This window comes from Streptomyces sp. NPDC020742 (genome assembly GCF_040641675.1).
GTDB lineage: Bacteria > Actinomycetota > Actinomycetes > Streptomycetales > Streptomycetaceae > Streptomyces.
In genome coordinates, this window is sequence record NZ_JBFAEA010000009.1 from 56,251 (window position 1) to 77,495 (window position 21,245).

The 21,245-nt window shown below is 72.3% G+C and carries 19 protein-coding genes and 1 tRNA gene; 15 read left to right on the forward strand and 5 right to left on the reverse strand.

Translation table 11 applies throughout. From position 1 onward, the window contains the following. Positions 1 to 133 precede the first annotated feature (133 nt). Positions 134 to 2,593: a Tex family protein gene (locus tag AB0G84_RS17840; protein WP_361321153.1), complete on the reverse strand. Its 2,460-nt coding sequence runs from the start codon at positions 2,591 to 2,593 to the stop codon at positions 134 to 136. A 134-nt stretch (positions 2,594 to 2,727) separates the two neighbouring features. Next, entirely contained in the window at positions 2,728 to 3,597 is an 870-nt protein-coding gene (locus AB0G84_RS17845; RefSeq protein WP_361321155.1) for a hypothetical protein, read from the reverse strand. Positions 3,598 to 3,856: 259 nt separating this feature from the next. On the opposite strand from AB0G84_RS17845, the gene AB0G84_RS17850 reads away from it, so the two are divergent. Beyond that, positions 3,857 to 4,828, forward strand: coding sequence for a GlxA family transcriptional regulator (locus AB0G84_RS17850; RefSeq protein WP_361321157.1), 972 nt, complete (start codon positions 3,857 to 3,859; stop codon positions 4,826 to 4,828). Between the two features lie 144 nt (positions 4,829 to 4,972). After that, positions 4,973 to 5,617 (forward strand): DJ-1/PfpI family protein, encoded by a 645-nt coding sequence (locus tag AB0G84_RS17855; protein WP_361321159.1) that lies wholly within the window; start codon positions 4,973 to 4,975, stop codon positions 5,615 to 5,617. Positions 5,618 to 5,823: 206 nt separating this feature from the next. Here the strand turns inward: AB0G84_RS17855 and AB0G84_RS17860 are convergent, their stop codons facing one another. After that, positions 5,824 to 6,594, reverse strand: coding sequence for an enoyl-CoA hydratase-related protein (locus tag AB0G84_RS17860; RefSeq protein ID WP_361321161.1), 771 nt, complete (start codon positions 6,592 to 6,594; stop codon positions 5,824 to 5,826). Between the two features lie 53 nt (positions 6,595 to 6,647). Between AB0G84_RS17860 and AB0G84_RS17865 the strand changes: the two genes are divergently transcribed. The 3 genes from AB0G84_RS17865 (at position 6,648) to AB0G84_RS17875 (ending at position 9,246) form a co-directional block, all read left to right on the forward strand. After that, complete coding sequence (locus AB0G84_RS17865) at positions 6,648 to 8,291, forward strand: ABC-F family ATP-binding cassette domain-containing protein (RefSeq protein ID WP_361321163.1); 1,644 nt, start codon at positions 6,648 to 6,650, stop codon at positions 8,289 to 8,291. Positions 8,292 to 8,425: 134 nt separating this feature from the next. After that, a tRNA-Met gene (locus AB0G84_RS17870) sits at positions 8,426 to 8,499 on the forward strand. Positions 8,500 to 8,754: 255 nt separating this feature from the next. Further along, positions 8,755 to 9,246 carry an ATP-binding protein gene (locus tag AB0G84_RS17875; RefSeq protein WP_361321165.1) on the forward strand — a complete coding sequence of 164 codons (492 nt, stop codon included), beginning with the start codon at positions 8,755 to 8,757 and terminating at the stop codon, positions 9,244 to 9,246. On the opposite strand, the gene idi is transcribed toward AB0G84_RS17875, so the two are convergent. Together idi and AB0G84_RS17885 are read right to left on the reverse strand one after the other, a co-directional pair. Then, positions 9,221 to 9,832, reverse strand: coding sequence for an isopentenyl-diphosphate Delta-isomerase (gene idi / locus AB0G84_RS17880; RefSeq protein WP_361321167.1), 612 nt, complete (start codon positions 9,830 to 9,832; stop codon positions 9,221 to 9,223). The genes AB0G84_RS17875 and idi overlap by 26 nt on opposite strands. A 531-nt stretch (positions 9,833 to 10,363) precedes the next feature. Continuing rightward, entirely contained in the window at positions 10,364 to 10,564 is a 201-nt protein-coding gene (locus tag AB0G84_RS17885) for a hypothetical protein (RefSeq protein WP_361321169.1), read from the reverse strand. Here AB0G84_RS17885 and AB0G84_RS17890 point away from each other — a divergent pair. The 10 genes from AB0G84_RS17890 to hpnE all read left to right on the forward strand — a co-directional run bounded on the left by AB0G84_RS17890 (position 10,532) and on the right by hpnE (position 21,225). Further along, the gene (locus tag AB0G84_RS17890) at positions 10,532 to 12,199 is read left to right on the forward strand and encodes a DUF5941 domain-containing protein (RefSeq protein WP_361321489.1); all 1,668 of its coding nucleotides are present in this window, start codon (positions 10,532 to 10,534) and stop codon (positions 12,197 to 12,199) included. The genes AB0G84_RS17885 and AB0G84_RS17890 overlap by 33 nt on opposite strands. After that, positions 12,196 to 12,933, forward strand: coding sequence for a phosphocholine cytidylyltransferase family protein (locus AB0G84_RS17895; RefSeq protein ID WP_086720811.1), 738 nt, complete (start codon positions 12,196 to 12,198; stop codon positions 12,931 to 12,933). The genes AB0G84_RS17890 and AB0G84_RS17895 overlap by 4 nt, the downstream gene beginning before the upstream one ends. Continuing rightward, positions 12,921 to 13,982, forward strand: coding sequence for an iron-containing alcohol dehydrogenase family protein (locus tag AB0G84_RS17900; protein WP_361321171.1), 1,062 nt, complete (start codon positions 12,921 to 12,923; stop codon positions 13,980 to 13,982). The genes AB0G84_RS17895 and AB0G84_RS17900 overlap by 13 nt, the downstream gene beginning before the upstream one ends. After that, a complete protein-coding gene (locus AB0G84_RS17905; RefSeq protein ID WP_361321173.1) occupies positions 13,960 to 14,739 on the forward strand; it encodes a CDP-alcohol phosphatidyltransferase family protein in 780 nt (259 codons plus the stop codon). The genes AB0G84_RS17900 and AB0G84_RS17905 overlap by 23 nt, the downstream gene beginning before the upstream one ends. Before the next feature lie 11 nt (positions 14,740 to 14,750). Further along, complete coding sequence (locus AB0G84_RS17910) at positions 14,751 to 15,644, forward strand: glycosyltransferase (protein WP_361321175.1); 894 nt, start codon at positions 14,751 to 14,753, stop codon at positions 15,642 to 15,644. Between the two features lie 78 nt (positions 15,645 to 15,722). Next, on the forward strand, positions 15,723 to 16,652 hold the full coding sequence (locus AB0G84_RS17915) for an ABC transporter permease (RefSeq protein ID WP_361321177.1): 930 nt from the start codon (positions 15,723 to 15,725) through the stop codon (positions 16,650 to 16,652). Continuing rightward, the gene (locus AB0G84_RS17920) at positions 16,645 to 17,448 is read left to right on the forward strand and encodes an ABC transporter ATP-binding protein (RefSeq protein ID WP_361321179.1); all 804 of its coding nucleotides are present in this window, start codon (positions 16,645 to 16,647) and stop codon (positions 17,446 to 17,448) included. Before AB0G84_RS17915 ends, AB0G84_RS17920 begins: the two co-directional genes overlap by 8 nt. Positions 17,449 to 17,898: 450 nt before the next feature. Next, positions 17,899 to 18,765, forward strand: coding sequence for a squalene synthase HpnC (gene hpnC, locus AB0G84_RS17925; RefSeq protein ID WP_361321491.1), 867 nt, complete (start codon positions 17,899 to 17,901; stop codon positions 18,763 to 18,765). Continuing rightward, positions 18,762 to 19,715: a presqualene diphosphate synthase HpnD gene (hpnD, locus tag AB0G84_RS17930; protein WP_361321181.1), complete on the forward strand. Its 954-nt coding sequence runs from the start codon at positions 18,762 to 18,764 to the stop codon at positions 19,713 to 19,715. Before hpnC ends, hpnD begins: the two co-directional genes overlap by 4 nt. 100 nt (positions 19,716 to 19,815) lie before the next feature. Then, on the forward strand, positions 19,816 to 21,225 hold the full coding sequence (gene hpnE, locus AB0G84_RS17935; protein WP_361321183.1) for a hydroxysqualene dehydroxylase HpnE: 1,410 nt from the start codon (positions 19,816 to 19,818) through the stop codon (positions 21,223 to 21,225). Positions 21,226 to 21,245 lie beyond the last annotated feature (20 nt).

The following is a 21,245-nucleotide window of genomic DNA, read 5'->3' on the forward strand; positions in this document are numbered from 1 at the left end:
TGAAGCAGGGGGCACGGCCGCGCGACTGCGGGGCAGAAGGAGGTAGCGGCGAGGCAGAACCAGGGGCAGGGCCGAGGGGCAGCAGGCGGTGGCTCCTGCTGCCCCTCAGCCCCAGCTCACCGCCGCCCGCCGTTCACCGCCGCCCGCCCCGCTCGCCGCCGCCCAGGAGACCGGCGCGGCGCAGCGCGTCCGCCATCGCGTCGTTGGCCGGACCGGCGTCACGGCCGCCACGGCGGTCGCCGCCGCGCTGGCCGCCGCCCTGCCGCGGGCCGCCGCCCTGCCGCGGGCGAGGCGTACCGCCGCCCCGGCCGCCCTCGCGCGGGCCCCGGCGCTCGCCGCCGCCCGCTCCGCCCCGGCGCTCGCCGCCGCCCGCCGAGGCGCCCTTGCCGTGCTCGTCGTCCAGCCGCAGCGTCAGCGAGATCCGCTTGCGCGGGATGTCGACGTCGAGCACCTTGACCCGCACGATGTCGCCCGGCTTGACCACGTCCCGCGGGTCCTTGACGAAGGTCCGCGACATCGCCGAGACATGCACCAGACCGTCCTGGTGGACGCCGACGTCCACGAACGCCCCGAAGGCGGCGACGTTCGTCACCACGCCCTCCAGGAGCATCCCCGGCTGTAGGTCGCCGATCTTCTCCACGCCGTCCTTGAAGGTGGCGGTGCGGAACTCCGGGCGCGGGTCGCGGCCCGGCTTCTCCAGCTCCTGCAGGATGTCGGACACGGTCGGCAGACCGAAGGAGTCATCGACGAAGTCGGCGGGCTTCAGGGTGCGCAGCACCGCCGTGTTGCCGATCAACGAGCCGACCTCGGTGCCCGCCGACGTCACCATCCGCCGCACCACCGGGTACGCCTCGGGGTGCACGCTGGAGGCGTCCAGCGGATCGTCGCCGCCCCGGATCCGCAGGAAGCCCGCGCACTGCTCGTACGCCTTCGGGCCGAGTCGCGCCACGTCCTTGAGGGCCTTGCGGGAGCGGAAGGGGCCGTTGGTGTCGCGGTGCGCCACGATGTTCTCGGCGAGGCCGGAACCGATGCCCGACACCCGCGAAAGCAGCGGCGCGGAGGCGGTGTTGACGTCCACGCCGACGCCGTTGACGCAGTCCTCGACCACCGCGTCCAGGGAGCGGGAGAGCTTCACCTCGGACAGGTCGTGCTGGTACTGGCCGACGCCGATCGACTTCGGGTCGATCTTGACGAGCTCGGCGAGCGGGTCCTGGAGGCGGCGGGCGATGGAGACCGCGCCGCGCAGCGAGACGTCCAGGTCCGGCAGTTCCTGGGAGGCGAAGGCCGAGGCGGAGTACACCGAGGCGCCCGCCTCGGAGACCATCACCTTGGTGAGCTTCAGCTCCGGCTGGGCGGCGATCAGATCGGTCGCCAGCTTGTCCGTCTCCCGGGAGGCGGTGCCGTTGCCGATGGCGATCAGCTCGACGTCGTGCTCCCGGGCCAGCTTCGCCAGCGTGGCCAGCGAGGCGTCCCACTTCTGCTGCGGCACATGGGGGTAGATGGTTTCGGTGGCGGCCACCTTGCCGGTCGCGTCCACCACCGCGACCTTCACGCCCGTACGGAAACCGGGGTCCAGGCCCATCGTGGCGCGCGTTCCGGCGGGCGCCGCCAGTAGCAGGTCGCGCAGGTTCGATGCGAAGACCCGTACCGCCTCGTCCTCGGCGGCCTGTCGCAGCCGCAGCCGCAGATCGATGCCCAGGTGCACCTGGACGCGGGTGCGCCAGGCCCAACGGACGGTGTCCTGCAGCCACTTGTCGGCGGGCCGGCCCCGGTCGGCGATGCCGAAGCGGTGGGCGATGGACCGCTCGTAGGAGCTGGGGCCCTCGGTGGCCGCCGACGGGTCCTCCGGCTCCAGGGTGAGGTCGAGGACCTCCTCCTTCTCGCCGCGGAACATCGCCAGCACCCGGTGGGAGGGCAGTTCGGTGAACGGCTCGGCGAAGTCGAAGTAGTCGGCGAACTTCGCGCCGGCCTCCTCTTTGCCCTCGCGCACCTTCGCCGCGACCCGCCCGCGCCCCCACATCCGCTCGCGCAGCTCGCCGATCAGGTCGGCGTCCTCGCCGAAGCGCTCGGTGAGGACGGCCCGTGCGCCCTCCAGGGCGGCCGCCGGATCGGCGACCCCCTTGTCGGCGTCCACGAACGCCGCGGCGGCCGCGGCGGGTTCCACCGACGGGTCGGCGAGCAGCCCGTCCGCGAGCGGCTCCAGGCCCGCCTCCCGGGCGATCTGCGCCTTGGTGCGCCGCTTGGGCTTGAACGGGAGGTAGATGTCCTCCAGCCGGGCCTTGGAGTCGGCGGCGCGGATCTGCGCCTCCAGGGCTTCGTCCAGCTTGCCCTGGGACCGTACGGACTCCAGGATCGCGCCCCGCCGCTCCTCCAGCTCCCGCAGGTAGCGCAGCCGCTCCTCGACGGTGCGCAGCTGCGCGTCGTCGAGCGTCTCGGTGGCCTCCTTGCGGTAGCGCGCGATGAACGGGACGGTCGAGCCGCCGTCGAGCAGTTCGACCGCGGCCTTGACCTGCCGCTCCTTGACGCCGAGCTCCCCGGCGATCCTCGCTTCGATGGACCCGAGGGCCCCGATGGGCTCAGTGGATGCCGTCACGTTGATGCTGACCCGCCTTCCCGCTCGTGCTGTGAGCCTGCATTCTGCCGGTTGGCGGGCCGGACTGTCGCACCGCCCGGCCGGGGACGCCGGGGTGTGAGAAGCCGCACCCGCCCCGGCGCCCCGGAGGGGGGCTACTTGCCGAACAGCGTGGCGGGGAACGCGCCGGCGTTCATCACGGCCGTGGTGAAGCCGCTGGCCAGCTCGGTCAGCCGGGCCACGCCGTCCGCTCCCAGGTGCGCGTACGGCGCCCGGTCCAGACGGTCCGTCGTCCGCTCCAGGTCCTTGCGCAGCTGCACGCCGGCCTCGGTCAACTCGCCGTCGGCGTCCAGCAGACCGCGGTCCCGCAGCCGCTCCTGTGCCGCCCGCCAGTCCTCCTCGGACCAGCCGCGGGTCGCCATGACGCCCTGGAAGCTCATGCCGCGGCCGGTGGCGGTGTGGGTGACCAGCGCCTCCAACCCGTCCAGCTCGGCGTCCACCAGCGCCAGCAGGTGGCCGTCGCCGCGGTGCTCGCGCAGCAGCGTCGCGGCGTGCCAGTAGGCCAGGTGCGGGGCGTTGGGCACCGGCAGGTCGGCGTGCGCGGCGTACAGCGGGCGGGCCGGGCGGCTGCCGGCCTCGGCCGCGCGCAGCGCCAGCTCCGCTGCCTCCGCCATCTCGGGGGAGGCGATCGCCTCCTCGCCGAGCAGCCGCCGCAGGGCGGTGTCCGCGGCGCGCAGCCGGGCCGCCAGCACCTCCTCGGGGGTGGTGACGGTCCAGACGTGCGGTATGTGCTGGGCGACCAGCTCGTAGCGGAAGTTGTAGAAGGTGGCCGTGACGGTGCCCGGGCCGACCGCACCCATGGCCGCGGCGCGGCAGGCGAAGTAGCCGGCGCTGCGGTGCTCGATGCCGAGGCCGGCCATCTCGGAGGCGAGCTCCGGCGCGAAGTAGTGCGTGGAGTGGAAGGGGTTGACGAGGTTGTGACAGGCGCGGCCGGCCTGCTCGGGCAGTGCGCTGGAAGTGGTCATACGCGGCAGGGTACCGACCCGTCGGTATGACCCTCGCCCCAGGGGGCCGGACCCCGTCGGCCCCGCTCGCCGCGCTCCCCGTACGGCTGGCTACCCGCGGCTCCCGGCTCGCTGCCCGCGCCTCCCGGCCCCGACCGCAGCGCGGACAGGCCGTTCGCGGCAGTCGCCCGCGCAGTCGCCCGCCCGCACGCCCTTCCATGGCAGGAAAGGTGGGAAATCCGTCATTGCCGCCATGGCCGCACGTGATCAGGATGGAGGCATGGAACAGCGCGATGTGCTGGTCGTCCTCTTCGACGGCGTGCAGGCCCTCGACGTCAGCGGACCGGTCGAGGTCTTCAACGGGGCGTGCCAGGGGGTCCCCGGCGCCTACCGGATCCGTACCGCCGCTCTGGACGACGCTCCGGTCCGCACCACCAGCGGACTGACCCTCGTCCCCGACCTGCGGCTCGCCGACGCGGCGCCGCCGCACACCCTGCTCGTGCCGGGCGGACAGGGCACCCGCAACCCCGACCCCCAACTGGTCGACTGGCTACGGGGGAACGCCCACCGCGCCCGGCGCAAGGTCTCGGTCTGCAGCGGGGCGCTGCTGCTCGCGGAAGCCGGGCTGCTGGACGGCCGGCGTGCGACGACCCACTGGATGCTGTGCGACACCCTCGCCCGGCGGTTCCCCGCCGTACGGGTCGAACCCGAGCCGATCTACGTCCGGGACGGCGACCTGGCCACCTCGGCGGGCGTGACGGCCGGCATCGACCTCGCCCTGGCCCTGGTGGAGGAGGACCTCGGCCGGGAGCTCGCGCTGGCCATCGCCCGGCACCTGGTGGTCTTCCTGCGCCGGCCGGGCAACCAGACCCAGTTCAGCGCCCAGCTCGCGGCCCAGACGGCGGAGCGGCAGCCGCTGCGCGACGTCCAGCAGTGGATCACCGAGAACCCGGCCGCCGACCTGTCCGTCGACGCCCTCGCCGACCGCGCGGGGCTCTCCCCGCGGCACTTCGCCCGGGCCTTCCGCGACGAGGTCGGCATGACGCCGGGCCGCTATGTCGACCGGGTGCGCCTGGAGGCGGCACGGCGGTGCCTGGAGGACACCGTCGACGGCATTGAACAGGTCTCCCGGCGCTGTGGCTACGGCACGCCGGAGGCGATGCGCCGGGCCTTCCTCCGGGCGCTGGGCGCCTCCCCGGCCGAGTACCGCCGCCGCTTCCGGCCGGCCGGACCACAGCCACAGCCGGCCTGACCCACCCCGGCCGGGCGCGGCTCACCGACCGCCACGCCCCCACCGGACCACCAGTTCCCGCACGCCCCCACCGGACCACCAGTTCCCGCCCGATCACCCGCACCCACCCCACCCCGCCCCACCACCACACCGCCAGGAGCCACCGTGCAGATCGCCATCCTCCTCTTCGACCGCTTCACCACACTGGACGCCATCGGCCCCTACGAGACGCTCAGCCGGCTCCCGGGGGCCGAGGCCGTCTTCGTCGGTGAGCGCGCCGGTACCTACCGCAACGAGGTCGGCTCGCTGGGGCTGGTCGCCGACGCCAGCACCGCCGAGGTCACCGCGCCGGACCTGCTCGTCGTGCCCGGGGGCCCGGGGCAGGTCGCACAGATGACGAACGGCCCGCTGCTCCAGTGGATCCGCGCGGTGGACGCCCACACCACCTGGACCACCTCGGTGTGCACCGGTTCCCTGATCCTGGGCGCCGCGGGACTCCTCGGGGGACGGCGGGCGACCTCCCACTGGCTGGCCCTGGACCAACTGCCCGGGCTCGGTGCCGAACCGACCGGGGAACGGGTGGTCTTCGACGGCAAGTACGTCACGGCGGCCGGCGTCTCCTCCGGCATCGACATGGGCCTGGCGCTGGCGGGCCGGATCGCCGGGGACACCGTTGCCCAGACGATCCAGCTCGGCATCGAGTACGACCCGCAGCCGCCCTACGACGCGGGCGCCCCGGACAAGGCGCCGGCCGAGGTCACCGCGCTGCTGCGGGAGCGCAGCCGGTTCGTGCTGACGGGCCAGGAGTAGACACCGCACGGCCGGTCGCGCACCGCGCGGGTAGTACTGCGCAGCCCGTTCAGCGACGGGCGGAGGACGTCCGGGCCGGGAGCGCAGGGCGCCACGCGGCACTGCCGGTCAGCCCGCGCCACCGCCCCCCGGCCGGGCGTCCCATCCCGCTTCGCCCCCGGGCGCTGCGCCCCGAAAGCCACTCCCAGAAAGCCACTCCCTGGACCTCACTCCCCGGTCCAGGTGAAGCGCGGCGCCCTGCGCTCCAGGAAGGCGGCGGCACCCTCCGCGGTGTCGCCACTGGCCCGGGCCTGCGCGGCCCAGTACGCGCCGCGCTCCTCGGCCTCGGCGGGCGTAACGTCCCAGGTCCCGTTGGCCAGTTCCTTCGCCGCGGTCTGCGTCAGCAGCGACCGGCTCGCCAGTACGGCCGAGAACTCCGCCACCCGCTTGCCCAGCTCGCCCTCGGCCAGCACCTCGTCCACCAGCCCGGTCCGTAGCGCCCGGGCACAGTCGATCAACTCCCCGGAGAACAGCAGGTACTTGGCCGCGGAGAGACCGACCAGCCGGACCAGCCGCCGGGTGGCGGACGCCGGATAGGCCACCGCGAGCTTCGCCGGCGTCACCCCGAACAGCGCGCCCTCCTCGGCGAACCGCAGATCGCAGGCGGCCGCCAACTGGGCACCACCGCCCACGCAGTAGCCCCGTATCGCCGCCAGCGTGGGACCGGGGAAGGCCGCCAGCGCCTCCTCGGCCGCCACCGCCAGCCCCTGCGACTCGCCGGCCCCCTCGCGCAGCGCCCCGATGTCCGCACCCGCGCAGAACGTCCCGCCCTCACCGGTCAGCACCAACGCCCGTACGGAGCGGTCGGCGGCCAGCCGCTCCAGCAGCGGTGGCAGCTCGCGCCACATCGGGACGGTCATCGCATTGCGCTTGCCCGTGTTGCTGATGGTGACGGTCGCTGTGCCGTCGCTGACATGCGTCTTCAGACCCGGTTCCATGCCGGGATATTAGAGCGACCGGCACGGGGCGGCCGGATACGATCGGCGGTCTGATGTCTGCCACTCTCATCGCCAAAGACCTCGCCGCCGGCCACGGTGAGCGCGTGCTGTTCTCCGGCCTGGACCTCGTCGTCGCCCCAGGGGACGTGATCGGTCTGGTCGGCGCCAACGGGGCGGGCAAGTCCACCCTGCTGCGCCTGCTCGCCACCCTGGACGCTCCCGAGGCGGGCGCGCTCTCGCTGAGCCCGCCTACCGCCACCGTCGGCCACCTCCCGCAGGAGCCCGACCGCCGCCCCGGGGAGACCGTACGGGCCTTCCTCGCCCGCCGTACGGGCGTGGCCGCCGCCCAGCTCGCCCTGGACACCGCCACCGAGGCGCTGGTCGCGGAGCGGCCCGGCGCGGACGACGCCTACGCCACGGCGCTGGAGCGCTGGCTGGCGCTGGGCGCCGCTGACCTGGACGAGCGCGCCGAGGAGACCGCTGCCCAGCTCGGCCTCTCGGTCGGCCTGGACCAGCCGATGACCACGCTCTCCGGCGGCCAGGCCGCTCGTGCCTCGCTGGCCTCGCTGCTGCTCTCCCGTTACGACGTCTTCCTGCTGGACGAGCCGACCAACGACCTCGATCTGGACGGTCTGGAACGGCTGGAGGCCTTCGTCACCGGGCTGCGCGCGGGCACGGTCCTGGTCAGCCACGACCGCGAGTTCCTGACCCGCACGGTGAACCGCGTGGTCGAACTCGACCTCGCCCAGCAGCAGGTCCACACCTACGGCGGCGGCTACACCTCGTACCTGGAGGAGCGCGAACGGGCCCGGCGGCACGCCCGCGAACAGTACGAGGAGTACGCCGACACCAAGGCCGCCCTGGAGACCCGCGCGCACACCCAGCGCAACTGGATGGAGAAGGGCGTCAAGAACGCCCGCCGCAAGGCCACCGACAACGACAAGATCGGCCGCAAGGGCCGGGCGGAGGCCAGCGAGAAGCAGGCCGCCAAGGCCAAGCAGACCCAGCGCCTGATCGAGCGGCTGGACGTGGTCGAGGAGCCGCGCAAGGAGTGGGAGCTGCGGATGGAGATCGCCGCTGCGCCCCGTTCCGGCGCGGTGGTGGCCACCCTGCGCGGCGCCGGTGTCCGACGCGGCGACTTCTCCTTCGGCCCGGTGGACCTGCAGATCGACTGGGCGGACCGGGTCGCCATCACCGGCCCCAACGGCTCCGGCAAGTCCACCCTGCTCGCCGCCCTCCTCGGGCGGCTCCCGCTGGACACCGGGCAGGCCGCGCTCGGCCCCGGTGTGGTGGTCGGCGAGGTCGACCAGGCCAGGGGGCTGTTCCTGGGCGACGAGCCGCTGATGGACGCCTTCCGGGCCTCGGTACCGGATCTCTCGCCGGCCGATGTGCGCACCCTGCTCGCGAAGTTCGGACTGAAGGCGGCGCACGTACTGCGCCCGGCGCGCACCCTGTCGCCGGGGGAGCGCACCCGCGCCGCGCTTGCCCTCCTCCAGGGCCGCGGGGTCAACCTCCTGGTCCTGGACGAGCCCACCAACCACCTCGACCTGCCCGCCATCGAGCAGCTGGAGTCCGCGCTCGCCTCCTACCGCGGCACCCTGCTGCTGGTCACCCATGACCGCCGGATGCTGGCGGCGGTGCACACCACCCGGCGGATCGAGGTCGACGGCGGACGGATCACCGACCGGACACTCTGACCGGCACGGGCCGTCAGGTGCTGTCACGGGGCGGTCACGGCCCGCGGTGGAGCCGCGGGGGAGCGGCCCCGGGCCGGCGGTCCGATCATCGATTTGGTCCTGCGGCCGCCTACCCGTAATGTGGGGGCAACCGACGCGGGGTGGAGCAGCTCGGTAGCTCGCTGGGCTCATAACCCAGAGGTCGCAGGTTCAAATCCTGTCCCCGCTACTGATGTGCAGCAGGTCCGGTGCCACGGCACCGGACCTGCTGTGTTCTGTGCGGCCGAGGTGGCGACTCGGCCACGGTGGCGAGGATCGTACGGTCGCCATCCGAGGGAGTTCCCCGCATCGGGAACAAAGGGAACAGGACCGGTCGTCCGGTCGATCGCCTCGCTTGAGAACAGTCAAAAGCCGTCGATAGGTGCTGACTTGTGGTCAGCAAGCCGGTCCGGACCAATGGATTCTCAACACTCTTCCTGTGAGGATGCCTTCCGGACCCCCCGCAGAACCCCCCGAAGAGCTGACCTCCCCGCTCGCGTACGAAGGTGTCTGGCGATTCACCGCGCCGGCCCTGGAGGCCTCGGTGCCGCAGGCCCGCCACGCAGTCCGGGATCTGCTCACCGAACAGCACGTACCCATCGCGGCCGACACCCTGGCCGGTCTGCTGCTCATCGTCTCCGAACTGGTCACCAACGCGGTCCAGCACGCCGCCCTGCTCTCCCCGCAGATCGCCGTACAGGTCACCATCGGCGCGAACTGGCTACGGCTCGCGGTGGAGGACAACCACCCCTACCGCCCCAAGGCACTGGAGGCGGAAGAGGGGGATGTCGGTGGCCGTGGGCTGTGGCTGGTGAAGACGCTCACGGCCGAGGCCGGCGGCAAATGCGACGTCGAGCACACGGTGAACGGCGGCAAGGCCATCTGGGCCGAGCTTCCGCTCACCCCGTCGACTACCAGCCCGCCGACTGCCCGGTGAGTTCGCGCACCGCCGGGCGTGCGGCGTCCAGCACCGTCATGAACCACGAGGAGAACGGCACCGCGGCGTGCCGCTCGGCCAGCTCCTGCGGCGTCACGAACGCGATCTCGCCGACCTCGTCCGGGTCCGGGGCCGGCTCGGCCCGCACCAGCCCCACGAAGAGGTGGTTGTACTCCTGCTCCACGAGCCCGGAGTCCGGATCGGGGTGGTTGTAGCGCACCGTGCCCGCCTCCGCGAGCAGCGCCGGCGCCAGCCCCAGCTCCTCCGCGGTCCGGCGGGCCGCGGCCACGAACGGAGCCTCACCGGGATACGGGTGCCCGCAGCAGGTGTTGGACCACACACCGGGGGAGTGGTACTTCCCCAGCGCCCGGCGCTGGAGCAGCAGCCGCCCCTTCTCGTCGAAGAGGAAGACCGAGAACGCCCGGTGCAGCTGCCCGGGAGGCTGGTGCGCCGCGAGCTTCTCCGCGGTGCCGATCGTCGTGCCGTCCTCGTCGACCAGCTCCAGCATGATCGGTTCGGCGGCGCCGCCCGGCGTGCTCACCGCCGCGTCTCCGGCGGTCTGTCCGTTGGCAGGTGTGATCGGCATGCCCATCCTTGTCGTCGGTCTTCCGACGCCAAGTCTGCCCTAGCCGGGTCCTGATCAGCGGCACAGCGGGTGCGCGGCGCAACAACGCGCGCACCGACCACCGCGTGCGCCGGCCGTGAGAGGTGCCACATCCGCGCCGCTCCGCCGCCCCCGCTCCTGGGCGGTGTCCCACGGCCCGCCGGCCGCTCCCGGGCGCGAGCGCGCCCCCGGACCGGGGATGGCTCTCGCCACACCTGCCCCGGAACAAGCCGCCCGCCCCGTGACCAGCCCTCTCATATCCGGCACCGGATCGGAGGCCCGGGCCGTCGGCCAGTTGTTCATGGACCGCCCGATCCACCATGATGATCGCGGCAGGCGCAGCCGTCGGTCACTCGATCGTGCGGTGAATGTGCGGTGAACGGCCGATCCGGCGATCCGATAGCCTCTGCCGACGTGCCACCCAGCCCTCCGGGGCGCCTGGTGTGCCACGCCCGCTGCCCGGGTAGTTCGTATCGAATGCGGATCGACTGCGGACCGGCCCGTGCTGCCTTGTCAGCATCCAAGGAGTGAGTTCGTCTGTCGACCGCCATCCTCACCGGTCCGCCGGTCGCCGGGTCGCCGCTCGAAGCCGACCTGCGCGCGCTGGGCTTCGACGTCCGTACGGCGAACGATCCCACGTCCGCCGCCGAGCTGATCGCCGACGCCCCCGCGCAGCAGCGGATCGCCGTCGTCGACCCCCGGTTCGTCGGCCATCTGCACGCCCTGCGGCTCGCCCTCACCGACCCCCGCTTCCCGGCCGCGGCCGTCCCCGGCGCACTCACCGTGCAGCCCGAGGCGCGCCCCGCGCTGGACCGGGCGGTCGGCCGGATCCCGGTCGGCGCCGGCACCGCCCACCTCACGGACGTCCTCACCGAAACCCTCAGCGACTCCCTGGAGCGCGACGAGGTCGGGCTGCACCGCGTCGAGCTGGGCAGCCTGGTCGCCACCGTCGCCCTCACGCCCGCGGAGCGCGAGCAGGCCCGGGAGGCCGTCGCGGCCGTCGACGACGAGGCGGTGCGGCTGCGCACCGCGGTGAAGTCCCGCGACGGCTTCTTCACCACCTACTGCATCAGCCCCTACTCCCGGTACCTCGCGCGCTGGTGCGCGCGCCGCGGGCTCACCCCCAACCAGGTCACCACCGCCTCCCTGCTCACCGCGCTGATCGCGGCCGGCTGCGCGGCCACCGGAAGCCGCGCCGGCTTCATCGCCGCCGGCTTCCTGCTGCTGTTCTCCTTCGTCCTGGACTGCACCGACGGGCAGCTCGCCCGCTACTCCCTGCAGTACTCGACGATGGGCGCCTGGCTGGACGCCACCTTCGACCGGGCCAAGGAGTACGCCTACTACGCGGGGCTCGCCCTGGGGGCGGCCCGCGGCGGGGGCCATGACGATGTGTGGGCGCTGGCGCTCGGCGCGATGGTGCTGCAGACCTGCCGCCACGTCGTCGACTTCTCGTTCAACGAGGCGAACCACGACGCCACCGCCAACACCAGCCCCACCGCCGCGCTCTCGGACAAGCTCGACAGCGTCGGCTGGACGGTCTGGGTCCGCCGGATGATCGTGCTGCCGATCGGTGAGCGCTGGGCCATGATCGCCGTGCTCACCGCGCTGACCACCCCGCGCATCGTCTTCTACGCCCTGCTCGTCGGCTGTGCGCTGGCCGCCTGCTACACCACCGCCGGCCGGGTGCTGCGCTCGCTGACCCGCCGGGCCCGCCGCACCGACCGGGCCGCCCAGGCGCTGGCCGACCTCGCCGACTCCGGGCCGCTCGCCGAGCTGATCGCCGCTGGCGCGCGCGGCCGCGGCCGGACCGGTTCGTACCTGGCGCCCGCTATGGCGTTTCTCTCGGCCGCGGTGCTGCTGGTCTGGGTGATCTTCGAGGACCACCCCGCGTCCTGGCTCACCGTCGGCGTCGCCGCCTGCTCCGCGCTGCTGGCCGGCGCGGCGGTGTCCCGGCCGCTCAAGGGCGCCCTCGACTGGCTCGTCCCGCCCTTCTTCCGGGCCGGCGAGTACGTCACGATCTTGGTGCTGGCCGCCCGGGCGGACGTCCCCGGGGCCCTGCCCGCGGCGTTCGGGCTGGTCGCAGCGGTCGCCTACCATCACTACGACACGGTCTACCGCATCCGCGGTGGCACCGGAGCCCCGCCGCGGTGGCTGGTACGGGCGACCGGTGGTGCCGAGGGACGGACCCTTGTGGTCACCGTCCTCGCGGCCGCACTGTCCCCTCAAGGTTTCACAATCGCGCTCACGGCCCTGGCCGTGGTCCTGGCGCTGCTGGTGCTCATCGAGAGCATCCGCTTCTGGGTGTCCTCCCAAGCACCCGCCGTACACGATGAAGGAGAACCCGCATGATCGGCCTCGTGCTGGCCGCCGGCGCCGGACGGCGTCTGCGCCCCTACACCGACACCCTGCCGAAGGCTCTGGTGCCGGTCGACGGGGACACCACCATCCTCGACCTGACCCTCGGCAACTTCGCCGAGATCGGCCTGACCGAGGTCGCGATCATCGTCGGCTACCGCAAGGAGGCCGTCTACGAGCGCAAGGAGGCCCTGGAGCAGAAGTACGGCCTCAAGCTCACCCTCATCGACAACGACAAGGCCGAGGAGTGGAACAACGCCTACTCCCTGTGGTGCGGCCGTGACTCGATCAAGCACACCGTGATCCTCGCCAACGGCGACACCGTGCACCCGGTCTCCGTCGAGAAGACCCTGCTCGCCGCCCGCGGCAACGGCCAGAAGATCATCCTCGCGCTGGACACCGTCAAGCAGCTCGCCGACGAGGAGATGAAGGTCGTCGTGGACCCCGCCAAGGGCGTCCAGAAGATCACCAAGCTGATGGACCCGGCCGAGGCGACCGGTGAGTACATCGGCGTCACCCTCATCGAGGGCGAGGCCGCCGAGGAGCTGGCCGACGCCCTGAAGACCACCTTCGAGCGCGACCCCGACCTCTACTACGAGGACGGCTACCAGGAGCTGGTCAACCGCGGCTTCAAGGTGGACGTGGCGCCGATCGGCGACGTCAAGTGGGTCGAGATCGACAACCACGACGACCTGGCGAAGGGCCGTGACATCGCATGCCAGTACTGACCCGCCTCATTCCGTCCCCGGTCGTCGTTGACATCAACGCCGGCGCCCTGGACGACCTGGCGGGCCTGCTGGCCGATCAGCGCATCTCCGCGTCCGGCAAGCTGGCCATCGCGATCAGCGGCGGCTCGGGGGCGCGGCTGCGCGAGCGGCTGTCGCCCGCACTGCCGGGCGCCGAGTGGTACGAGGTCGACGGCGGCACGCTGGACGACGCGATCAAGCTGGCCGACGCCATGAAGAAGGGGCACTACGACGCGGTCGTGGGCCTCGGCGGCGGCAAGATCATCGACTGCGCCAAGTTCGCCGCGGCGCGGATCGGCCTGCCGCTGGTCGCCGTTGCGACGAACCTGTCGCACGACGGCCTGTGCTCGCCGGTGGCCACGCTGGACAACGACGCGGGCCGCGGCTCGTACGGTGTGCCGAACCCGATCGCCGTGGTGATCGACCTCGACATCATCCGCGAGGCTCCGGTCCGGTTCGTCCGCTCCGGCATCGGCGACGCGATCTCCAACATCTCCGCGGTCGCGGACTGGGAGCTCTCGCACCGCGAGACCGGCGAGTCGATCGACGGGCTGGCCGCCGCCATGGCGCGCCAGGCCGGCGAGGCCGTGCTGCGGCACCCGGGCGGCGTCGGTGACGACGGATTCCTCCAGGTGCTGGCCGAAGGCCTGGTCCTCACCGGCATCTCGATGTCGGTGGCCGGCGACAGCCGCCCCGCGTCCGGCGCCTGCCACGAGATCAACCACGCGCTGGACATCCTCTACCCCAAGCGGGCGGCGAGCCACGGCGAGCAGTGCGGCCTCGGTGCCGCCTTCGCCACGCACCTGCGCGGGGACAAGGAGACCCGTGACCTGATGGTCGAGGTGCTGCGCCGGCACGGGCTGCCGGTCACGCCGGGCGAAATCGGCTTCACGGACGAGGAGTTCGTCGAGGCCGTCGCCTACGCACCCAAGACCCGCCCGGGGCGCTACACCATCCTGGAGCACCTCGACCTGTCCACCGACCAGATCAGGGACGCTTACGCCGACTATGCACAAGCCGTCAGTAGCTGAACTCCGCCCGGTCGTGCACCCCGAGGGGGTGAAGGACCGGGTCAGCGGTGAGCACTGGGCCGGCCGGCTCTACATGCGCGAGATCTCCTTGCGCATCGACCGGCACCTGGTGAACACGCGGGTCACGCCCAACCAGCTGACCTATCTGATGACCGTCTTCGGCGTCCTCGCCGCCCCGGCACTGCTGGTGCCGGGGATCGCGGGCGCCGTGCTCGGCGTGCTGATGGTCCAGCTCTACCTGCTGCTCGACTGCGTCGACGGCGAGGTCGCCCGCTGGAAGAAGCAGTTCTCGCTCGGCGGGGTGTACCTGGACCGGGTCGGCGCCTACCTGTGCGACGCCGCGGTCCTGGTCGGCTTCGGCCTGCGCGCCGCTGACCTGTGGGGCACAGGGAGGATCGACTGGCTGTGGGCCTTCCTCGGCACCCTCGCCGCCCTCGGCGCCATCCTGATCAAGGCGGAGACCGACCTGGTCGGCGTCGCCCGGCACCAGGGCGGGCTGCCGCCGGTGAAGGAGGCGGCGTCCGAGCCGCGCTCGTCCGGGATGGCGCTGGCCCGTAAGGCCGCCGCGGCGCTGAAGTTCCACCGGCTGGTCCTCGGGGTCGAGGCGTCCCTGCTGATCCTGGTCCTGGCGATCCTGGACACCGTCCGGGGCGACCTGTTCTTCTCCCGCCTCGGCGTCGCCGTGCTCGCCGGCATCGCGGTGCTCCAGACGCTGCTGCACCTGGTGTCCATCCTCGCCTCCAGCAGGCTCAAGTGACGGGGGCGGGTATGGACACCGGTATGCGGGTCGGTGCGGTGATCATCACCATGGGCAACCGCCCCGAGGAGCTGCGCGCGCTGCTGGACTCGGTCGCCAAGCAGGACGGCGACCAGGTCGAGATCGCGGTGGTCGGCAACGGCTCACCGCTGCCCGAGCTGACGGTTCCCGGACTGGACGTACGCACCGTCGAGCTGCCGGAGAACGTCGGCATCCCGGCCGGCCGCAACGCCGGCATCGAGGCGTTCGGCCCCGGCGGCAGCGACGTCGACATCCTGCTGTTCCTGGACGACGACGGGCTGCTGGCCAGGGAGGACACCGCCCAGCTGTGCCGCGAGGCGTTCGCCGCGGACCCCGAGCTGGGGATCATCAGCTTCCGGATCGCCGATCCGGACACCGGTGAGACCCAGCGCCGCCACGTCCCGCGGCTGCGCGCCTCCGATCCGATGCGCTCCTCGCGGGTGACCACCTTCCTCGGCGGCGCCAACGCGGTCCGCACGAAGGTCTTCGCCGAGGTCGGCGGGCTGCCCGACGACTTCTTCTACGCCCATGAGGAGACCGACCTGGCCTGGCGGGCGCTGGACGCCGGCTGGCTGATCGACTACCGGTCGGACATGGTTCTGTACCACCCGACGACGGCGCCGGCCCGGCACGCGGTCTACCACCGCATGGTGGCCCGGAACCGCGTCTGGCTGGCGCGTCGCAACCTCCCCGCCCCCCTGGTTCCGGTCTATCTCGGTGTCTGGATCCTGCTGACCCTCGCCCGGCGGCCCTCGCGGCCGGCCCTGCGGGCCTGGCTGGGCGGCTTCCGGGAGGGCTGGGCCACCCCGTGCGGTCCCAGGCGCCCCATGAAGTGGGCTACCGTTTGGCGACTGACCCGACTGGGCCGCCCTCCCGTGATCTGACAAGCTCGTATCTGAAGAGCATCAGCGCGCACCGGGGCGTGGCCCCGGCAGCGCACCTTGAGGACGAAAGTGTCAACTGTGAGCGAGACCACGCACGACAGTGCGGTCGCCATGAGTGCCCCGCCAGCCTCCGACGAAGGGCTCACCCCTGTTCAGCGGGCCCAGAAGTACGGGCTCGCGCAGAGCGGGGCCCGCCCCGGCCTCCCGGAGTACGTCCGGCAGCTGTGGCACCGGCGGCACTTCATCTCCGCCTTCGCCAGCGCCAAGCTGACCGCGCAGTACAGCCAGGCCAAGCTGGGGCAGGTCTGGCAGGTCGCCACCCCGCTGCTGAACGCGGCGGTCTACTACTTGATCTTCGGCCTGCTCATCGGTACCCGGAAGGGCGTTCCGGACTTCGTCCCGTTCCTGGTGACCGGCGTCTTCATCTTCACCTTCACCCAGAGCTCGGTGATGGCGGGGACCCGGGCGATTTCGGGGAACCTGGGGCTGGTGCGGGCGCTGCACTTCCCGCGGGCCTGTCTGCCGATCTCGTTCTGCCTGATGCAGCTCCAGCAGCTGCTGTTCTCCATGGGTGTGCTGGTCGTCATCCTGCTGGGCTTCGGGCAGATGCCGACCTGGTCGTGGCTGCTGGCGATCCCGGCGCTGGCGCTGCAGTTCGTGTTCAACACCGGGCTGGCGATGGTGATGGCCCGCCTGGGCGCCAAGACGCCGGACCTGGCGCAGCTGATGCCGTTCATCATGCGGACCTGGATGTACGCGTCCGGCGTGATGTTCAGCATCGACCTGATCCTCAAGGGCAAGCACGTCCCGGCGTTCGTCGAGGTCCTGCTGAACGGCAACCCGGCGGCGGTCTACATCGACCTGATGCGCTTCGCCCTGATCGACAGCTTCACCAAGGCGCAGCTGCCGCACCACGTGTGGGCGTTCGCCGGGGGCTGGGCGCTGCTGATGGGCGTCGTCGGCTTCGTGTACTTCTGGAAGGCTGAGGAGCGGTACGGACGTGGCTGAGCAGAAGAACGGCGTTCAGCCGACCGAGGCGGCCGAGGCGCGCATCCCGACGGTGATCGCGGACGATCTGCACATCGTCTACCGGGTCTACGGCACCGGTGCCGGCAAGGGCAGTGCCACCGCGGCGCTCAACCGGATCATCCGCCGCAGGCCGTCCGCCGGTGTGCGCGAGGTGCACGCGGTCAAGGGCGTGTCCTTCACCGCCTACCGGGGCGAGTCGATCGGCCTGATCGGCTCCAACGGCTCGGGCAAGTCGACCCTGCTCAAGGCGGTCGCCGGTCTGCTGCCGGCCGAGCGCGGCAAGGTCTACACCCACGGCCAGCCCTCGTTGCTGGGCGTCAACGCGGCCCTGATGAACGACCTGACCGGCGAGAAGAACGTCGTCCTCGGCGGGCTGGCGATGGGCATGTCCCGCGAGCAGATCCGCGAGCGCTACGACGGCATCGTCGACTTCTCGGGCATCAACGAGAAGGGCGACTTCATCTCGCTGCCGATGCGGACCTACTCCTCCGGTATGGCGGCCCGCCTGCGGTTCTCCATCGCGGCGGCCAAGGACCACGACGTACTGATGATTGACGAGGCGCTGGCCACCGGTGACCGCGCCTTCCAGAAGCGCTCCGAGGCCCGCATCCGCGAGCTGCGCAAGGAGGCCGGCACGGTCTTCCTGGTGAGCCACAACAACAAGTCCATCCGGGACACCTGCGACCGGGTGCTGTGGCTGGAGCGCGGCGAGCTGCTGATGGACGGCCCGACCGACGAGGTCATCAAGGCGTACGAGAAGGAGACGGGCAAGTAGCCCCTCCGCACCCGAAGGCCTCCGCGACACCGCCTCGCGGAGGCCTTCACGGTGAAGAGATGGTCAACTCTGCCGGGTTCGGGAACTGTTCGGGCCTTTGCCGATGTTGACCGGACGGTGGGCCCGGGCTGTCGGTACCCGCTCGGCTGCCGGCCAGCTGTACGGCGTAAGCTGTACGGGTGCCGAAGCGCACAAGTGGTGCATGTCGGGCATAGCTCACCCAAGACGGCGATGAGGGCTCGATCAGGGCGCGTCGTCCAGTGCGGCGTGTCCGAAATAGGATGTTTTGGCTTGGCGGTGTAGAACGGGAGACGTGACGGCAATGGCTACTGGTTCGCTCCGGCACCGAAATGCGCCGGGCAGCCCACGGTGAGCCGAGACAACGACCGGGCGCGTCGCGCCTTCCTCCGAAGGGTGGCGGCGGGTGACGGGCGGGACCAGACGCGCACCGTGCTCGATCAGGCCGCACACGAGAACTTCCCGGTCGCGCCGTTCTTTCTGCCCCGCGCGTGGCGGGCCGATCTGACGGCCGTCTACGGCTTCGCCCGGCTCGTCGACGACATCGGAGACGGCGACCTCGCACCCGGTGGCGGCGATGCCGTCCTCCTCGGACTGGACCGCGCCCAGTACGACGACCGTCCCGCACTGCTCGACGCGCTGGAGGCGGATCTGCGGCGCGTCTTCAGCGACCGGGCGCCCGGCCCCCGGCACCCGCTGATGCGCCGGCTCGGCCCGACCGTCCGCCGCTGTGAACTCACTCCCGAGCCGTTCCTCGGCCTGATCGAGGCCAACCGCCAGGACCAGCGGGTCAGCCGCTACACCACCTACGACGACCTGGTCGCCTACTGCGAGCTCTCCGCCAACCCGGTCGGACGGCTCGTCCTCGGCATCACCGGTACCTCGTCCCCCGAGCGGATCCGTCGTTCGGACGCGGTCTGCACCGCCCTGCAGATCGTCGAGCACATCCAGGACGTGGCCGAGGACCTCGGGCGAGACCGCATCTACCTCCCCGCCGAGGACCTGAAACGCTTCGGTGTCACCGAGGCCGATCTGGCCGCCCCGAGCGGGGGCGCATCGGTGCGCGCACTGATCGCCTACGAGGCGGAACGCGCCCGTGAGCTGCTGAATGAAGGCACCCCGCTGGTGGGTAGCGTCCACGGCAGACTCAAGCTGCTGCTGGCCGGTTTTGTCGCCGGCGGGCGCGCCGCACTCCAGGCGGTCGCGGCCGCCGAACACGACGTACTCCCTGGACCGCCCAAGCCAACCAAGCTCAGCCTGCTGCGCGAGGTCGGGGCGACATTGCGAAGAGAGGGGTGAGTCGGACCGTGGAGGCAACCACACAGATGTCCGCGCCGGTGCTCGCTGCATACCGCTACTGCGAGACCGTCACCGGGCAGCAGGCACGCAACTTCGCCTACGGCATCAGGCTCCTGCCGACCGACAAGCGGCACGCCATGTCGGCGCTCTACGCCTTCTCCCGCCGGGTCGACGACATCGGCGACGGCGAACTGCAGGCCCCGGCCAAGCAGCAGCGGCTGGAGGACACCCGGGCGCTGCTGGCCCGCATCAAGGACGGCCGGATCGAGGAGGACGACACCGACCCGGTGGCCGTCGCCCTCGCCGACGCCGCCGGGCGCTTCCCCATCCCGCTGGACGCGCTGGACGAGCTGATCGACGGCGTGCTGGCCGATGTGCGCGGCGAGACCTATGAGACCTGGGACGAGCTGAAGGTCTACTGCCGCTGCGTCGCCGGCGCCATCGGCCGGCTCTCGCTGGGCGTGTTCGGCACGGCGCCGGGCGCACCGGACGCCGAGCGCGCCTTCGAGTACGCCGACACGCTCGGCCTCGCCCTCCAACTGACCAATATTCTCCGGGACGTTCGCGAGGACGCCGGCAACGGCCGGACCTACCTGCCGGCCGAGGACCTGGCCAAGTTCGGCTGCTCGGCCGGCTTCGAGCGCCCAGTACCGCCGCCCGGTTCGGACTTCACCGGCCTGGTGCACTACGAGGTCAAGCGGGCCCGGGCACTGTTCGCCGAGGGCTTCCAGCTGCTCCCGATGCTCGACAGGCGCAGCGGTGCCTGCGTGGCCGCGATGGCCGGCATCTACCACCGCCTGCTCACCCGGATCGCCGCCGACCCCGAGGCGGTGCTGCGCGGCCGGGTCTCGCTGCCCGGCCGGGAGAAGGCGTTCGTCGCGGTGCGCGGGCTGTCCGGGCTCGACGCGCGGGCGATCGGCCGCCGGCAGACCGTCCGGAGGCGTGGATGATCCGCCCGGCCGCGCACGACAGCGGTGACCCCGCGTCACCACGCCGGGCAACCCTCCACGGGCCGGCTGCGTCACTCTCAGCAGTACGGGGGGAGAACGGATGACGGCGCACGCCACCTCAGCGGTGGTCATCGGGGGCGGCCTCGCGGGCACGACCGCGGCGCTCGCCCTGGCCGATGCCGGGCTGCCGGTCACCCTCGTCGAGGGCCGGCCGCGGCTGGGCGGGCTGGTCTTCTCCTTCCGCCGCGACAGCGCCGTCGGCGAGCTGAGCGTGGACAACGGCCAGCACGTCTACCTGCGCTGCTGCACCGCCTACGGCCGGCTGCTGGGCCGGCTGGGCGCGGCCCGCCTCGTCCCGCTCCAGGACCGGATGGACGTCCCCGTGCTGGACGCCGACCGGATGCGGCTCGGCCGGCTGCGCCGCACCGCGCTGCCCGTCCCGCTGCACCTCACCAAGAGCCTCGCGAGCTACCCGCACTTGTCACCGGCCGAGCGGGCCGGGGTGGTGCGGGCCACCCTCGCGCTCAAGGGCCTGGACCCGGCCGACCCCGCGCTGGACGGCATCGACTTCGCCACCTGGTTGCGCCGGCACGGCCAGTCCGCCCGTGCCGTGGAGGCGCTGTGGGACCTGGTCGGCATCGCCACCCTCAACGCCCGTGCTGCCGACGCCTCGATGGGTCTGGCCGCCAAGGTCTTCCAGACCGGGCTGCTGTCCGCCCCCGGCGCCGCCGACATCGGCTGGGCCCGCGTCCCGCTCGGCGACGTCCACGACGACCTCGCCCGTACGGCGCTGGAGAAGGCCGGGGTGCGCATCGCCCTGCGGACCCGCGCCACCGCCGTACAGCGCGCCGACGACGGCTGGCGGGTCACGGTGGAGAACGGCCCGCACGGCACCGAGCAGCTCACCGCGGCCACCGTGGTGCTGGCCGTGCCGCAGCGCGAGACGCACGGGCTGCTGCCCGACGGGGCGCTGGACGGCAAGGACCGGCTGCTGGACATCGGCACCGCCCCGATCCTCAACCTCCATGTGGTCTACGACCGCAAGGTGCTGCGCCGCCCGTTCTTCGCCGCCGTCGGCTCGCCGGTCCAGTGGGTGTTCGACCGCACCGACGCCTCCGGGATGACCCGTACCGCCGGGAACGCGCACTGCCAGTACCTCGCCGTGTCGCAGTCCGCCGCCCAGGAGGAGATCGACCAGCCGGTCGCCAAGCTGCGCGCCCGCTACCTTCCCGAGCTGGAGCGGCTGCTGCCGGCCGCCCGGGGCGCCCGCGTGCTGGACTTCTTCGTCACCCGCGAACGCACCGCGACCTTCGCCCCCGCCCCGGGCGTCGGCAGGCTCCGCCCCGCCGCCCGCACCCAAGCCCCCGGCCTGTTCCTGGCCGGTGCGTGGACCGCCACCGGGTGGCCCGCGACGATGGAGAGCGCTGTTCGCAGCGGCACCGCCGCCGCTCGCGAGGCACTCAACGAACTCGGCTTCCCCCAAGGCCAGTTGCCTCAGGAGGCGGCATGACTACGAGTACGAGCGCTCGC

What these genes read in the sequence shown, in the direction of transcription:
- AB0G84_RS17845 (WP_361321155.1), bottom strand. Translation starts at nt 3,597, where the DNA reads ATGACCACTTCCAGCGCACTGCCCGAGCAGGCCGGCCGCGCCTGTCAC.
- AB0G84_RS17850 (WP_361321157.1), top strand. Translation starts at nt 3,857, where the DNA reads ATGGAACAGCGCGATGTGCTGGTCGTCCTCTTCGACGGCGTGCAGGCC.
- AB0G84_RS17860 (WP_361321161.1), bottom strand. Translation starts at nt 6,594, where the DNA reads ATGGAACCGGGTCTGAAGACGCATGTCAGCGACGGCACAGCGACCGTC.
- AB0G84_RS17865 (WP_361321163.1), top strand. Translation starts at nt 6,648, where the DNA reads ATGTCTGCCACTCTCATCGCCAAAGACCTCGCCGCCGGCCACGGTGAG.
- AB0G84_RS17875 (WP_361321165.1), top strand. Translation starts at nt 8,755, where the DNA reads ATGCCTTCCGGACCCCCCGCAGAACCCCCCGAAGAGCTGACCTCCCCG.
- idi (WP_361321167.1), bottom strand. Translation starts at nt 9,832, where the DNA reads ATGCCGATCACACCTGCCAACGGACAGACCGCCGGAGACGCGGCGGTG.
- AB0G84_RS17885 (WP_361321169.1), bottom strand. Translation starts at nt 10,564, where the DNA reads ATGGCCGACGAACCGGGGGTCGACGACGGCGATCCGCTGCTGCGCGGG.
- AB0G84_RS17895 (WP_086720811.1), top strand. Translation starts at nt 12,196, where the DNA reads ATGATCGGCCTCGTGCTGGCCGCCGGCGCCGGACGGCGTCTGCGCCCC.
- AB0G84_RS17900 (WP_361321171.1), top strand. Translation starts at nt 12,921, where the DNA reads ATGCCAGTACTGACCCGCCTCATTCCGTCCCCGGTCGTCGTTGACATC.
- AB0G84_RS17905 (WP_361321173.1), top strand. Translation starts at nt 13,960, where the DNA reads ATGCACAAGCCGTCAGTAGCTGAACTCCGCCCGGTCGTGCACCCCGAG.
- AB0G84_RS17910 (WP_361321175.1), top strand. Translation starts at nt 14,751, where the DNA reads ATGGACACCGGTATGCGGGTCGGTGCGGTGATCATCACCATGGGCAAC.
- hpnE (WP_361321183.1), top strand. Translation starts at nt 19,816, where the DNA reads ATGACGGCGCACGCCACCTCAGCGGTGGTCATCGGGGGCGGCCTCGCG.